General features: G+C 61.8%; 13 protein-coding genes. 5 read left to right on the top strand and 8 right to left on the bottom strand.

The annotated features are described in order from the left end of the window. Positions 1–10: 10 nt before the first annotated feature. The 5 genes from EN846_RS04490 to EN846_RS04510 form a co-directional block, all read right to left on the bottom strand. Positions 11–1,174: a mandelate racemase/muconate lactonizing enzyme family protein gene (locus EN846_RS04490; protein WP_127390794.1), complete on the bottom strand. Its 1,164-nt coding sequence runs from the start codon at positions 1,172–1,174 to the stop codon at positions 11–13. Positions 1,175–1,205: 31 nt separating this feature from the next. After that, positions 1,206–2,303 carry an ABC transporter ATP-binding protein gene (locus tag EN846_RS04495; RefSeq protein WP_127308719.1) on the bottom strand — a complete coding sequence of 366 codons (1,098 nt, stop codon included), beginning with the start codon at positions 2,301–2,303 and terminating at the stop codon, positions 1,206–1,208. A gap of 10 nt (positions 2,304–2,313) precedes the next feature. Then, complete coding sequence (locus EN846_RS04500) at positions 2,314–3,204, bottom strand: carbohydrate ABC transporter permease (RefSeq protein ID WP_127308720.1); 891 nt, start codon at positions 3,202–3,204, stop codon at positions 2,314–2,316. After that, positions 3,201–4,148 (bottom strand): sugar ABC transporter permease, encoded by a 948-nt coding sequence (locus EN846_RS04505; RefSeq protein WP_127308721.1) that lies wholly within the window; start codon positions 4,146–4,148, stop codon positions 3,201–3,203. Before EN846_RS04505 ends, EN846_RS04500 begins: the two co-directional genes overlap by 4 nt. Positions 4,149–4,223: 75 nt before the next feature. Then, positions 4,224–5,705: a sugar ABC transporter substrate-binding protein gene (locus tag EN846_RS04510; protein ID WP_127308722.1), complete on the bottom strand. Its 1,482-nt coding sequence runs from the start codon at positions 5,703–5,705 to the stop codon at positions 4,224–4,226. A gap of 211 nt (positions 5,706–5,916) precedes the next feature. On the opposite strand from EN846_RS04510, the gene EN846_RS04515 reads away from it, so the two are divergent. The 5 genes from EN846_RS04515 (at position 5,917) to EN846_RS04535 (ending at position 10,898) form a co-directional block, all read left to right on the top strand. Further along, a complete protein-coding gene (locus EN846_RS04515) occupies positions 5,917–6,627 on the top strand; it encodes a GntR family transcriptional regulator (protein WP_127308723.1) in 711 nt (236 codons plus the stop codon). Positions 6,628–6,681: 54 nt separating this feature from the next. Continuing rightward, positions 6,682–7,848, top strand: a complete 1,167-nt coding sequence (locus EN846_RS04520) for a mandelate racemase/muconate lactonizing enzyme family protein (RefSeq protein WP_127308724.1) — start codon at positions 6,682–6,684, stop codon at positions 7,846–7,848. Positions 7,849–7,907: 59 nt separating this feature from the next. Further along, positions 7,908–9,266, top strand: coding sequence for a mandelate racemase/muconate lactonizing enzyme family protein (locus EN846_RS04525; protein ID WP_127308725.1), 1,359 nt, complete (start codon positions 7,908–7,910; stop codon positions 9,264–9,266). Between the two features lie 96 nt (positions 9,267–9,362). Continuing rightward, positions 9,363–9,689 carry an NIPSNAP family protein gene (locus tag EN846_RS04530; RefSeq protein ID WP_127282693.1) on the top strand — a complete coding sequence of 109 codons (327 nt, stop codon included), beginning with the start codon at positions 9,363–9,365 and terminating at the stop codon, positions 9,687–9,689. A gap of 9 nt (positions 9,690–9,698) precedes the next feature. Next, positions 9,699–10,898, top strand: a complete 1,200-nt coding sequence (locus EN846_RS04535) for a mandelate racemase/muconate lactonizing enzyme family protein (RefSeq protein WP_127282694.1) — start codon at positions 9,699–9,701, stop codon at positions 10,896–10,898. 152 nt (positions 10,899–11,050) lie between these two features. Here the strand turns inward: EN846_RS04535 and ugpC are convergent, their stop codons facing one another. From ugpC to EN846_RS04550, 3 genes are read right to left on the bottom strand one after another with little or no spacing between them, the layout of a single operon-like run. Continuing rightward, positions 11,051–12,106: a sn-glycerol-3-phosphate ABC transporter ATP-binding protein UgpC gene (gene ugpC / locus EN846_RS04540; protein WP_127308726.1), complete on the bottom strand. Its 1,056-nt coding sequence runs from the start codon at positions 12,104–12,106 to the stop codon at positions 11,051–11,053. Positions 12,107–12,109: 3 nt separating this feature from the next. Next, positions 12,110–12,943 (bottom strand): carbohydrate ABC transporter permease, encoded by an 834-nt coding sequence (locus EN846_RS04545; protein ID WP_210212271.1) that lies wholly within the window; start codon positions 12,941–12,943, stop codon positions 12,110–12,112. A gap of 10 nt (positions 12,944–12,953) precedes the next feature. Next, complete coding sequence (locus tag EN846_RS04550) at positions 12,954–13,790, bottom strand: sugar ABC transporter permease (RefSeq protein ID WP_245478072.1); 837 nt, start codon at positions 13,788–13,790, stop codon at positions 12,954–12,956. Positions 13,791–13,807: the final 17 nt, after the last annotated feature.

Raw genomic sequence — 13,807 nt, forward strand, 5'->3', positions numbered from 1 at the left:
TGACGTTGCGCTACCAGTTCGTGACAGAACCATCGCGGCGCTTGAGGTGGGGTGCTTCCCAGAAACGGAAACTCTGCGCCTGGATCGCCGCCTCGTTGATCTCGACGCCGAGCCCCGGCAGATCGCTGACCGGATAGTCGGGGCCGTCGAGCTGTGGTTGCACCGGGAAGAACTCGGAACTGTCGAAGCCCAGCTTTCTTTCCGGCGCCCTGGTCTCGAGCCAGGCGAAATTCGGCACTGCGGCGGCGAGATGTATGGTCGCGGCGGTGCACACCGGACCAAGGGGATTGTGCGGCATCAGGTCCACATAGTGCGCCTCGCTCCAGCCCGCGACCTTCATCGCTTCGGTGAGCCCGCCGACATTGCAGACATCGAGCCGATTGAACTGATGGATGCCGCGCTCGATGTAGGGCAGGAATTGCCACTTGCTGGCGAATTCCTCGCCGATGGCGAATGGGATGTCGGTCATCGTGCGCAGGGATTCGTAGGCCTCCGGCGTCTCGTCCCGTATCGGCTCCTCCAGGAAATCAAGCACGCCGCGGCCGAGCTTGTTGCAGAAGCTTGCCGCCTCGGCCACCGACAGCCGATGATGGTAGTCGATGCCGAGCACGAGGTCGTTGCCCAGCGCCTCGCGCGCCCTGTTCAGCATGCTTGCGGTGGCGCCGATCGACTCGCGCGGCTCGAAGATGTCCCTGCTGCTTTGCCCGACGGGAAAGAAGCGTATCGCCTGCCACCCCTGCGCGCGCAGTTCCCCGGCTCGTTCGATGGCGGCTTCGCCCTCGGCCTCGTCTCCGGTCGAGGCGAAGGTCGGGATGCGGTCGCGCTGCTTGCCGCCGAGCAGCTCATAAACCGGCACCCCCAGCGACTTGCCCTTGATGTCGTGCAGGGCGATGTCGATGGCCGAGATGGCCGCCTGCAGGACGCGCCCGCCTTCGAAGTACTGGCTGCGATAGATCTCTTGCCAGATCCGGCCGATCTGCATCGGGTCACGGCCGATGAGGAACTCGCGATAGTGCTCGATCGCGCCGGCCACGGCTTTCTCGCGACCGCTCAAGCCGCTCTCGCCCCAGCCGAAGATGCCCTGATCGGTCTCGATCTTGACCAGCATCTGGTTGCGGGTTCCCACCCACACCGGATAGGGCTTGATCGCCGTGATCTTCAGCTTCGTGGTCATTCACACTCGTTCCACACGCATCCGCCCTGTCTCAGTTGGCCTCGAGGGCCATCTCCGTTTCGCCGTCGAACAGGTGGATGCGCTCCTGGTCGAACTCGAGCCAGATCTGCTCGTCGGGTGCGACGGCGATGGTGGGGGACACGCTGATATTGATGATCGCGCCGGAGAGGAACGCTTGCACGAAGGTGATGTCTCCGGTCGGCTCCACCGTGTAGGCTTTGGCCGGAATGGCGCCGGGAACGGCGCTCTTGTGCAGCTTGATCGTCGAATGTCGCGCACCGAGCACGACCTTCCTGGTGGTCGCTCCCTGGACCTTGCGCGCGTTGAGTTCCGACAGTGCAAGGCTCCAGCCTTCAGCGCTCGTCAGAGCGGTGGCGCCGTTGGCCGTCGATGCCTCCAGCGGAATGAGGCTCATGGCCGGGCTGCCCACGAAGCTCGCGACGAACATGTTGGCGGGATGGGCGAAAACTTGTGCCGGCGAATCGTATTGCTGCAGATAGCCGCCGTTCATCACGGCCATCCTGTCTGCCATGGTGACGGCCTCCAGCTGGTCGTGCGTGACGTAGACGATCGTCGCCTCGAGGTCCTGATGGAAGCGCTTGATTTCGGACCGCATCTGCACGCGCAGCTTTGCGTCGAGGTTGGAGAGCGGTTCGTCCATCAGGAATACCGCCGGATCTCGAACCAGCGCGCGGCCGAGCGCCACGCGCTGCTGTTGCCCGCCCGAAAGTTCGCGCGGCTTGCGCTCGAGCAGTTGCGTCATGTCGAGCACCCGCGCCGCTTCCCTGACCTTCCTGTCGATCTCGTCCTTGGGCAGCTTGCGCATCTGCAGCGGGAAGGCGAGGTTCATATAGACCGACTTTTGCGGATAGAGCGCGTAGTTCTGGAACACCATAGCGATGTCCCGGTCCTTGGGGTCGAGGTCGTTGACCACCCGGTCGCCGATGAGGATGTCGCCCGATGTGATCGGGATCAGCCCAGCGATGAGGTTGAGTGTTGTTGTCTTGCCGCAGCCTGAAGGGCCGACGAGCGCAACGAACTCGCCGTCATCGACCGTCAGCGAAACCTCGTTGACGGCTTTGAAGCCGCCATAGGTCTTGACGAGATCTTTGAGGACCACGTGGGCCATCGGCAACTCCCTAGTGCTTGACCGCGCCTTCGGTAAGGGCGCGTACGAAGTATCGTTGCAGGACGAGGAAGAGGACCACGACGGGCACGCTCATCATGAAGCTGGCAGCCATCAGACCCGGGAAGTCGGTCGTGTTTTCCGAGAAGAAGCGCTGGATACCGACCGGCAATGTCAGTTGCTCGTTCTTGGAGAGGAAGGTGTACGCGTAGATGTATTCGTTCCATGCGCCGATGAAGGAATAGATCGCCGTGGCGATGATGCCTGGCGCCGAGAGCGGCATCACGATCAGGACAAAGGCCTGGAACCGCGTCGCCCCGTCGATGCGCGCCGCCTGCTCGAGCTGCACCGGGATGTTGTCGTAGAAGCCCTTGAGGAGCCAGATTGCCAGCGGCAGGCCGAAGGTGAGGTAGGTGAGAATGAGCGACCCATGCGTGTTCACCAGCCCGATGGCGCGCATCAGGATGAAGAGCGGCACGAGAAAGATCACCGCCGGGAACATGTTGCGCAGCAATACGGCGAAGAACAGGAAGTTCCGGCCGGGAAACGTGAAGCGAGAAAACGCGTAGGCCGCGGGAACCGCCACGATCACCGAAAGGATGGTCGTGGCTGTGGAGACGAAAAGGCTGTTCCAGAAGAAGCGGAGGAAGTCCTGGCCGACGCTGTTCTGCGGATCGAGCAGCTTCTGGTAGCTGGCAAGGGTTGGTTGGTCAGGCCACCATTGCGGCGGGAACTGCATCGCGGCGAAGCCGGACTTGATCGAGGTGAGCAGCATCCAGATCATCGGCAATGCGGTGTAGAGCAGCATGAATATGAGGAAGATACGCCCGCCCCATCGCCATCCGTCGATGCTCGCACGTCGACGGGCCTGACCCAGGCGGGCTGTCTCGGCGATCGTGCTCATGCGCCTGCATCCTTGCGTTCGTTTCCGCTTAGCGCGCGGACGTAGAAGTAGCCGAGCGTCATCAGGATGAGGAAAAGAAGCACCGAATAGGCCGATGCCACCCCCCAGCGCTGCCGGCCGAAGGCGAGCTCATAGATGTGGGTGATCCAGATGTGCGATGCGTTGGACGGCCCGCCGCCGGTCATGATCCAGGGGATGATGAAGGAATTGAAGTTGGCCACCGCCAGCAGCAGGATCGTCACCGTGGAGACGTTTCTCAAATGCGGGAAGGTGACGTGCCAGAAGCGCTGCCATGCATTGGCGCCGTCGACTTTTGCGGCGCGCAACAACTGCTCGGGGACTGTCTGAAGACCGGCCATCATCATGATCATGGCGAACGGAAACTCCCGCCAGATATTGACGACGATCAGGGAGGGCAGCACCGTGCTGACGCTGTCGATGAAATTCGGCGGCCGATCGGCCAATCCGAGGCCGACCAGTACCGCGCCGATGATTCCAAAGTCCGAATGGTAGATCCACTTCCAGATATAGGATGCGGCGACCGCGCTGATGACCCAGGGAATGATCAGGATGGCGCGCAGCACGCCCCGGCCGACAAACTCGCGATGGAGCGCCAGCGCGCAGGCAAATCCCAGGACAAAGGAGATGAAGGTGGATGCCAGTGTCCAGATAAGGGTGTTGGAGGTGACCTTCCAGAACACCGGACTGGTGAGGATGGCGGTGTAGTTGCCGAAGCCGACGAAGATCTTGTCGCGGAGCTGCAGGCCAGGTGGCGTGTTGAAGAACGACAGCTCGATCGTGTAGTAGATCGGATAAGCGATGACGATCAGCATCACGGCAATCGCAGGAAGCACGTACGCGTAGTCAGCGCGATGCTCCCAAATCTTGCCCGGCAGGGGTCGCAATCTTCGCCGAGCCCCGGTCTTTCCGGCCACGATCGTCACTTTGGCGTGCCCTTGTTTTTCGGAGCGAACCGGCCGCGCGCTCGGCGCAGCCGGCAAGATCGGGTCAGGCTTCGGCTAGAGGCCGCCGCCCATCAGGTCTTTCACCTTCTTGGCCGCGTCGTCCGCTGCCTGGTCGACGGTCATCGCACCGGTCAGGGCATTCTGCAGCATGTCCGGGACGATGATGTTCATGATCTCGGGCGATTGCGGCAGCGCCGGGAACGGGATGCCGTATGGCAGCATCGAGGTGGTGACATCGAGGAACTTGATGCTGTCCAGCCGCTCCTTCATCCATTTGGTCTTGAAGCCGTTAAGGTTGCCCGGGTTCGAGCCGGCGTAGGCCATCTTCAGCGACCACTCGGGGCTCGTCCACATGCAGATGATGGCCTTGGCCGCCGGCTCGTCCACCTTGCCGCCTTCGACATATTCGGGCTTCAGGATGTGAATGTTCGAGCCGCCGAACACGACGGCGCGCTTGCCGTCCGGGCCGGTCGGAATCAGGCCGTAGCGCATGTTGTCGATGACGGTCTGGGCCTTGTCCTTGTCGGTGCCGGTCGCCTTCTTCTGCAGGTCGAGCATGACATTGTAGTCGGACGGGTGCGAGATCATCATGCCGAGCTGGCCGGCCAGGAACAGCGGCTGGTTGTCGGCCTGCTGATTGGTGAGTGCCGAAACTGGAACCGACTTATCGCGAACATACATGTCGTAAGAAGCTTGCAGCGCCGCCTTGCTCTGCGGGCTGTTGAGCTCGATCTCCTTATACGTCGGGTTCGCCGTGGCTTCGTCGAAGACGCCGCCGCCATAGGCCCACAACTGAGGCATGAAGCGGTACGGCGTATTGCCGGCATTCTTGCGCGCCACCAGGCCGTAACCGGCGATGCCGAGCTTGTCGTGGATCTGCTTGGAGTACTTGACGACATCGTCCCAGGTCGCCGGAGCCTTGTCCGGATCAAGGCCCGCGCGCTTGAAGATGTCGGCATTCCAGATGAAAGCCATTGTTTCATTGTTGGTTGGAATGCCGTAGGTCACCCCGTCCCAGGTCACGGCCTTCATGGCGCCGGGCCAGAAATCCTCGGTCGAATACCCGACATCCTCCGGCTTGAGCGGCTCCAGATAGCCCTTTGAGGCGAATTCGGTGCCACCCAGGATTTGCAGGCGGACCGCCATCGGCGCTGCATTGCCAAGGAGCGCCGTGCGGAACTTGTCGAGGAGATCGTTATAGGTGAGGGCTTGTTCCTCGAGCTGGATGTTCGGATAGGTCTTTCGGAAGGTCTCGAAGAAGTCCTTGTAGTACTGGCGCAAGAGGTCGGGATCGCCCTCGAACACGCCCTGATACCAGAAAGTCAGCCGCCCCTTGTAGTCGAGCGGGGTGACCTTGCCGCAATCGGCCGCCGTATCAAAATCCTGTGTGCCGGCAATGGAGCGCACATATTCCGGCGACCACTTGCTCAGATCGACCGGCGCCGCACCCAGCGCTGGTGCGGACATCAACGATGCCATTAAGGCAGTGGAGACAGTGCCGCGCAGGACGGCACTGCCGAGTGTAATCCTCGTCATAGGTATCCTCCAGGTTTCTCTCCCATGCCGCTCAGCATCGAGGCGAGCGGTCTTTGCTCGTCGGCCATGGGGATATCTCGTTCAAATGTATCCCTTCGCGCATTTTGTACGTTTTCAGATCACAGATTGTCTGTCAACGCGATAAATCGTACATTGTTTATAGGAACCGTGCGTGATATCGGTCAAAATGTGTATGATTGGGGAACGGGCCTTGGCAGAAACAAGCGATTTCAAAGCGGAACCACCCGAGGGGATTGACGCTCTCGGGGCCTCAAGCGAGGGCGCCTCGCTTTATCAACTGATCAGGGAAGACATCATCGAAGGTCGGCTCGCCGCCAACGAACGGCTGGTGGTCACCGATCTCGCCCGGCGTCACGGCACCTCGACCAACCCGGTGCGCGAAGCCCTGCAACTGTTGCGGGGCGAGGGCTTTGTCACCTTCGTTCCCAACCGCGGGGCGCGCGTGCGGCCTATAGATCAGGATTTTGTCCGGGATATCTACGAGATCGGAGTCCTGATCGAGCCGGCTCTGACGCGATGGTTCGTGAATATGGCTACCGTCGAGGACATTGCTGAGCTCGAACGCATCCAGGGCCTGATCGAAGAGAACAACTTCGCCGACACGTTCAGGCACAGTGAGCTGGATACCGCCTTCCACACCGTGATGTACCAGAGGCACTATAACCGCCATGCCGCCGAGCTTTGGTGGAAGCATCGCGAAGTGCTGCGGGCGGTGAGCCGGCGCTTCAATTTCACGCTCGCCCGGCGCGCCGCGATCATTCGCGAGCACCGAGAGCTCATCGCGCATGTCAAAGCTGGAAATGCGGACGAGGCAGCCGAACTCATTGCACGCCATGTCGAGGGCTCCGGGCGGCATGTCCTCGAACACATGCGCGCGCGCAACGCCGCTCGGGCAGGGTAGGCTATCCGGTCTGGAACGTCGTTATCCCGACCGCATCGGACAAAGGCAGGTGAGATGAAAATCACGAGCATTCGGCCATGGCTGATCAAGTCCGATGCTTCTTATTGGGGAGAGTACCTGTTTGTCGAAGTGACGACCGACGAGGGCGTGAGCGGATGGGGAGAGATCACCACCACCACTAAGCTCGCCAACCGCGCGCTCTGCACGATCCTGCGGCAGATCGGTGCCGCCGTGACCGGCGAGGATCCGGCGCGCATCGAGCATCTCTGGCACAAGGTTTTCCGCAGCTTCACCTATATGGGCAGCCGCGGCGCCGCCGTCGAATGCGTAAGCGCCATCGACATAGCGCTTTGGGACATCCGCGGCAAAGTCCTCGGCAAGCCGATCTATGAGTTGCTGGGCGGACCGGTGCGCGATGAAATCGCCCTCTACACCCATCCCAACCAGGCGAAGTTTACCAGCAAGGAGGCTGTGGTCCGTGAAATTCGAGACATCGTCGAGTCCGGCCACACCGGGCTGAAGTTCGATCCGTTCCCGCACCAGGGCCGCACCACCGATGGACTGTCGCGCGAGCAGCGGGACGGCTACCTCGACGGCAGCATGACCCGCAAGGACGAGCGAGAGGCGGCCGAACTCACAGCTCTCATCCGCGAAACGGCAGGCCCCGATGTCGACATCCTCATCGATGCGCATGGCCGCTTCGACGTTCCCACCGCCATTCGCCTCTGTCGCAGCCTCGAGGAGGCTGGCCAGATCGACTGGTTCGAGGAACCTTGTCCGCCCGAAAGCCTCAACGCGCTCAAGCAGGTGCGTGAGAAGGTCAGCGCCGCCATCTCGTGGGGCGAGCGCGGCCACACGAAATGGGATTTCGTGCCGGTGCTGGAGAACAAGCTCGCCGACTACATCATGCCCGACGTGACCTGGACCGGCGGCATCACCGAACTCAAGAAGATCTCCGCCCTGTGCGAGGCCTACTACATCCCGGTCTCGCCCCATGATGCCGCGGGACCGATAAACGTGGTTGCGGGAGCGCAGGTGATGATGACCGTTCCGAACTTCTACAAGCTCGAAACGTCGGAGTGGAATCTCTCCAAATACGATCATCTCATCGACACGCCGCTCGACGTTTCGAACGGCAGCCTCAAGCTGACGTCGAGGCCCGGTCTCGGTGTCGAGATGAACCGCGACTATCTGCAGGCTCACGAGATCGAGCTGAGTTAGCCGTGCTCGCCGGCCCATGTGCGGGTCACAAGCCCCATCGACCAGAACGAGGATAAGTCATGCCAGAGACGGGTGGAGCCGACGGGGCGCTCAATCGGGTGAACACGAATTCCAGGCCGTCGGAGCTCCGCATCACCGACATGCGGGTTGCCGAAATCGTCGGCGCGCCGTTCACCTCGGCACTGCTCAAGATTTACACCAACCAGGGCATCGTCGGACTTTGCGAAGTGCGTGACGGCGCCAGCGCCACCTACGCGCTGATGCTGAAGAGCCGGCTGCTGGGCGAGAACCCTTGCGACATCGATCGCCTGTTCCGCCGCATCAAGCAGTTTGGCGGGCACGGCCGCCAAGGCGGCGGCGTCTCCGCAGTCGAGATCGCGCTGTGGGATCTCGCAGGCAAGGCCTATGGCGTCCCGATCTATCAGATGCTGGGCGGCAAGTTTCGCGATCACGTGCGCGTCTATTGCGATACCGACGCCGAGAGACCGAGCGGGACCGAAACCGGCAAGCGCCTCAAGGAGCGCATGGACCGCGGGTTCACATTCTTGAAGATGGACCTGGGCTTGATGCAGATCTCCCATGTTCCGGGCGCCGTCGTCGCGCCCGCCGGCGCGCTCGAAGGGTTTCACGCCAATCCGCGCGGCCGTGGCGGCACACTCGAGGAGCGTAAGGCCCGCAACCTCGCCTACGACGCGCAGAACGTGCAGCACCCGTTCACGGGCCTGCATTTCACCGAAAAGGGGATCGACCTGCTCGAGCAGTATATCCACGAGGTCCGCGAGGTCATCGGCTACGAGATCCCTTTAGCCATCGATCATGTCGGCCACATCTCGCTGCAGGACGGCATACGCCTGTCGCGCCGCATCGAGAAATACGCACCTGCCTGGCTCGAGGACGTGATCCCCTGGCAATACACCGAGCAATACCGGCAACTGCAGCAAGCCACCACGGTGCCGATCTGCACCGGCGAGGACATCTACCTCAAGGAGGCCTTCGAGCCCCTGCTCAAGAGCGGCGGCGTCTCGATCATCCATCCGGACCTGCTCACCAGCGGCGGCATCCTCGAGACCAAGAAGATCGGCGATATGGCGCAGGACCACGGCGTCGCCATGGCGATCCATATGGCAGAAAGCCCGATCGCCGCGATGGCTGCGGCGCATGTCGCGACCGCGACCGAAAACTTCATGGCGCTCGAATACCACTCCGCCGATGTCGACTGGTGGGACGACATCGTCACAGGTCTCCCCAAGCCGCTCGTCAGGGACGGCTTCATCACCGTGCCGGACAAGCCGGGGCTGGGGATCGACGACGTCGTCGACGAGGTCATCTCGCATCACCTGCAACCGGGTGTCACGGGGATATGGCAATCCACCGAGCATTGGGACAATGAATATAGCTGGGACCGGACCTGGAGTTAGCCCAGACCACCTTCCCTCCAAGCTCACAAGGTCAACGACCGACCATTCGTGTCGACCTCTCCCAAAGGAGAGGCGAAGAAAGAAACGGACGAAACCATGTTCTACGAACTGCGCATCTATGACTGCCTGCCGGGCAGGCTGCCGGCTTTGCTCAGGCGCTTTTCCGACCAGACGCTGGCCATCTGGGAGAGGCATGGCATCCGCCAAGCCGGGTTTTTCACCACGGCGATCGGCGAAAACAGCAATCGCCTCACCTATTTCCTCGCTTGGGATTCGCTGGCCGAGCGTGAGGCGAAATGGGCGGCTTTCGTCACCGATCCGGCATGGCACAGGGCCCGGGACGAGTCTGAGCGCGACGGGCAGATCATTGCCAATATCAGCAGCCAGTTGCTCACGCCGACAGCTTTCTCGTCTGTGAAATAGGACTGCGCCATGAAGATCACCGACCTGCGCTGTGCCGTCATCGGCAAGCACCCCATAGTGCGCATCGTTACCGATGAGGGCCTCTATGGCCTTGGCGAGGTCGAGTTCACCAAGACGTATCTCAAGCCCTTTGTGCTGCATTTCCGCGACGCGCTGATCGGCGAGGATCCGACCGACGTCGAGCGGGTGATGCTGAAGATCCGCCAACGCGGCTCGTTCAAGCCCTATGGTGCCGCCGTTTCGGCCATCGAGCATGCCTTGTGGGACATCGCCGGCAAGGCGGCGGGCGTGCCGGCCTACAAGCTGCTCGGCGGCAAGGTGCGCGACAAGGTGCGTGTTTACAACGGCTCGATCCGCCGCAAACGCGCGGGCGATCGGCCGGAGGATTACGCCGCCGACGTCAAATGGATGATGGAGCAGCCGCAGAACTTCTTCATGATCAAGCAGGGAATCTCGTTCCATTCCAACATGAAGGACACCATCGAGGGCTTCCATTACGGCGTGACGCAGAAGAAGGCCGGCTATCATGGCGCCATGGATCAGGGCATGATCAGCGAGCGCGGTTTCAATCACATGCTCGACTGCGTGATCGCGATGAAGGAAGTGCTGGGCGACAAGGTCAGCCTGGCGCTCGATTGCGGTCCGGGCTGGATGCTGCCCGATGCGATCAGGTTCGCTCGCGCGGTCGAGAAGTACAATCTGATGTGGCTCGAGGACATGCTGACCGGCGACTATGTGCCCTGGGTCAATCCTCAGGCCTATCGCGAGCTGACGACCTCCACCTCGACGCCGATCCATACCGGCGAGCAGATCTACCTGCGGCACAATTTCAAGGAACTGATCGAGACCCAGGCGGTGCGCGTCATCGGCCCCGATCCGGCCGATATTGGCGGCATTGCCGAGCTCAAATGGGTAGCCGAGCACGCCTATATGCACTCGATCCTGATGGCGCCGCACGGCACCGCCAACGGCCTGCTCGGCCTCGGCGCGCTGATCAATGTCTGCGCCACCTTGCCCGCCAACTACGTGGCATTCGAATATCCCAGCGCCTCGGACCCGTGGTGGAACGATATCGTCATCGGCCTGCCCAAGCAGGTGGTAAAGGATTCAATGGTCGACCTGCTCGAAGCTCCCGGGCTTGGGCTCGACATCGACGCCCAGGGCGCCAAGCAATATCTGCTGGCAGAGGACGCCGGGTTCTTCGACTGATTGGGCGTGAAGCCAGCCAGAGCGAGCAGCCGGTGCCGGCGCCAGGCCGGCGGACACAAGATTATCGCTTCAGTCATCGCTGGTCTTGATCACGTCCCACGCGGCGGATGGTCAGCTCTCGTTCTCATGCGGTCGAGGAGGCGCGTGAACGCTCACCGGATGCGTTGTCCGTCTTCGCCGAAGAGCCGCGCCGATGCGGGCGCAAAATGCAGGATGATCTTGTCGCCGGTCCTTGGTTGCGACGACCGCCGCTCCGCGATGATGGTCTCGCCGGTCGCCAGCGTGGCGTGGACATAGGCCGTAGAGCCCATCGCTTCGACGAATTCCACCTTTGCCTCGAGGTCGACACCCTTGTCCTGGTCGAGATGTTCGGGCCTCAAGCCCAGCTGCAGTTTCCGTCCGGGCTCAAGCGGGGTCTGTGCCGGGCTGTCCATCTCTTGGCCTCCAAACGCGAGACGGCCCCCCGCCTGCACAATGGCGGTCAGAAAGTTCATCCGGGGAGAGCCGATGAAACCCGCGACGAACGCGTTGTCGGGATCTTGATAGAGGTCTTGCGGTGTGCCGATCTGCTCGATGCGCCCACTGCGCAGCACGACGATCCGATCGGCCATGGTCAGCGCTTCAGTCTGGTCGTGCGTCACATAGATCATGGTGTTGCCAAGGACCCGGTGGAGCTTGGCGAGTTCCACGCGCATCTGCACCCGCAGCTCGGCATCCAGATTGCTGAGCGGCTCATCGAAGAGAAACACCTTCGGGTCGCGCACGATCGCCCGCCCTATTGCCACCCGTTGGCGCTGTCCTCCCGAGAGCTGGGCCGGCTTGCGCTGCAAATACTCTTCGAGCTGCAGGATCTTGGCCGCGCGCCCGACCTTGCTGGCGATTTCCTCCTTCGGGCGGTGCGCCATCCGCAGGCCGAAGCTCATGTTGTCCGCCACCGTCATGTGCGGATAGAGCGCATAGGACTGAAACACCATCGCCACTCCGCGGTCGGCAGGCTCCGCGTCTGTCACGTCGTCGCCGCCGATGAAGATCTCGCCCCCGCTCGTCTCTTCGAGCCCGGCAATCATGCGCAGCAGGGTGGATTTTCCGCAGCCCGAAGGGCCAACGAATACGGCGAACTCGCCCTCCTCGATCGAAAGCGAGACATCGCGGATAACGTCCGTCGATCCAAAGCTCTTGCTGACCTGTTTCAGTTCGACACGCGCCATCGGCTAACCTTTCACTGCGCCCACCGCGATGCCCGAAACAATTCGTCGCTGGAACAGGATGTAAAGAACAACGATCGGCGCCGCCGCGATGACGATGCCAGCGGTAAACAGGGGTATCTGGTCCGAGTACTGGCCCTTGAGCGCGGAAATCCCCACCATGAGGGTGCGGTGCTTCTGCATGACCAGCAGGGAGATCAGAATATCGTTCCAGCAGCTCAGCGTGTTGAGGATGGCCAGCGTCACCAATGCCGGCGTTCCCAGGGGCAGCATCACGTGCCACCAGACCTGCAGCAGCGAGGCCCCGTCGATCCGCGCCGCTTCGATCAGCTCGCGCGGCAGGCCGGAGTAGAACGCCGTCATCATGTAGACCGAGAAAGGCAGGAAAAATGCGGTGTAAGACAGGATGAGCCCGATGTGCGTGTTGACCAGGTTGAGGGCAAGCATCGTGCGCATGAAGGGCACCAGCACGACTTGCACGGGGATCATCAGCGACGACAGGATGACCGCGAACAGGAAGCGCCGATAGGGAAAGCGCAGCGACGCGAGGGCGAAGCCGGCCATGGAAGACACGACCATCAACAAGATGACCGCCCCGAGCGTCGCAATCACGGAATTGAGGAAGTACTCATCGAGGTGCGCCCGGGTCCAGGCCTGCACGAAGTTGTCGAGCGTGGGCTGCATGGCGAGCCCGAAGCGGTCGAGCATGTAATCGTGACGTGTCTTGAGTGCGTTGTTGACCGCGAAAAAGATCGGGTAGAGGCAGCTCAAGGCCAGCAACCCCATCGGGATCGCCGCGATCCTGAGGGTTAGCCGCTGTCGTTTTCCTGCTCCTGACACGACCTCTCCTTCAGATGTTCGCGTTGCGCGACAAGATGCGAATCTGCAGCCATGCGAGAATGCTCGTCATGAAAAACAGGACCATCGAGACAGCCGCGGCGTAGGCGGGCCGGTTGAGCTTTCCCTGTGCGGCCCAGATCAGATATTCGGGCACCGTCGTCGCCGTGCCGGGTCCGCCGCCGGTCAGCACGTAGATCAGGCCGAACATCGAAGTCAGCAGGCCGATGGTCGTGATCACCGTCGAGAACTCGATGATCGGGCGAAGCTCCGGGATGATGACATGCCACCAGATCTGCCACATCTTGGCGCCGTCGAGACGTGCCGCCTCGACCATTTCCTTGGAGACGGTCGACAGCCCGGCAAGGAAGATCAGCACACCCATGCCGAAGGTCGACCAGCATTGGATCGCCAGCGTCACCGGAAGTGCGGTCGCCGAGTGCCCCAGCCAGTCCACACCGCTGATCCCCGCTATGCTCAGCAACGCGTTCAGATTGCCATTGAAGCTCAGCACCACGCTGAAAATAGACCCGATGATGACGCTCGAAAGAATGGCGGGAAAGAAATAGACGGAGCGGAAAAACGTGCGCCCCGGCACGCCCTGGTGGATCAGGATGGCCAGCAGCATCGGGATGGTCACAAAGATCGGCACCGAAAGCAGCACCACGACGGCGTTGGCCATGGCGGAGCGGAAATTCGGGTCGTCCAGTGCGCGCAGATAGTTGCCGGCGCCGATGAACTGGCCCGGGTCGGTCGACGTCGCGCTGGTCAGGGAGATGCCAAACCCCCAGAACAGCGGAAAGATGCGAAACACCAGGACAAGCAGGATGGCCGGAAGCAGGAACAGCACCGCAACGCGCGCCTCTG

This window comes from Mesorhizobium sp. M4B.F.Ca.ET.203.01.1.1, assembly GCF_004791025.1.
Classification (GTDB): domain Bacteria; phylum Pseudomonadota; class Alphaproteobacteria; order Rhizobiales; family Rhizobiaceae; genus Mesorhizobium; species Mesorhizobium abyssinicae.

Excerpts from the sequence above, each read along its gene's own strand:
- EN846_RS04490 (WP_127390794.1), bottom strand. The coding sequence starts at position 1,174 with ATGACCACGAAGCTGAAGATCACGGCGATCAAGCCCTATCCGGTGTGG.
- EN846_RS04495 (WP_127308719.1), bottom strand. The coding sequence starts at position 2,303 with ATGGCCCACGTGGTCCTCAAAGATCTCGTCAAGACCTATGGCGGCTTC.
- EN846_RS04500 (WP_127308720.1), bottom strand. The coding sequence starts at position 3,204 with ATGAGCACGATCGCCGAGACAGCCCGCCTGGGTCAGGCCCGTCGACGT.
- EN846_RS04510 (WP_127308722.1), bottom strand. The coding sequence starts at position 5,705 with ATGACGAGGATTACACTCGGCAGTGCCGTCCTGCGCGGCACTGTCTCC.
- EN846_RS04520 (WP_127308724.1), top strand. The coding sequence starts at position 6,682 with ATGAAAATCACGAGCATTCGGCCATGGCTGATCAAGTCCGATGCTTCT.
- EN846_RS04525 (WP_127308725.1), top strand. The coding sequence starts at position 7,908 with ATGCCAGAGACGGGTGGAGCCGACGGGGCGCTCAATCGGGTGAACACG.
- EN846_RS04530 (WP_127282693.1), top strand. The coding sequence starts at position 9,363 with ATGTTCTACGAACTGCGCATCTATGACTGCCTGCCGGGCAGGCTGCCG.
- EN846_RS04535 (WP_127282694.1), top strand. The coding sequence starts at position 9,699 with ATGAAGATCACCGACCTGCGCTGTGCCGTCATCGGCAAGCACCCCATA.
- ugpC (WP_127308726.1), bottom strand. The coding sequence starts at position 12,106 with ATGGCGCGTGTCGAACTGAAACAGGTCAGCAAGAGCTTTGGATCGACG.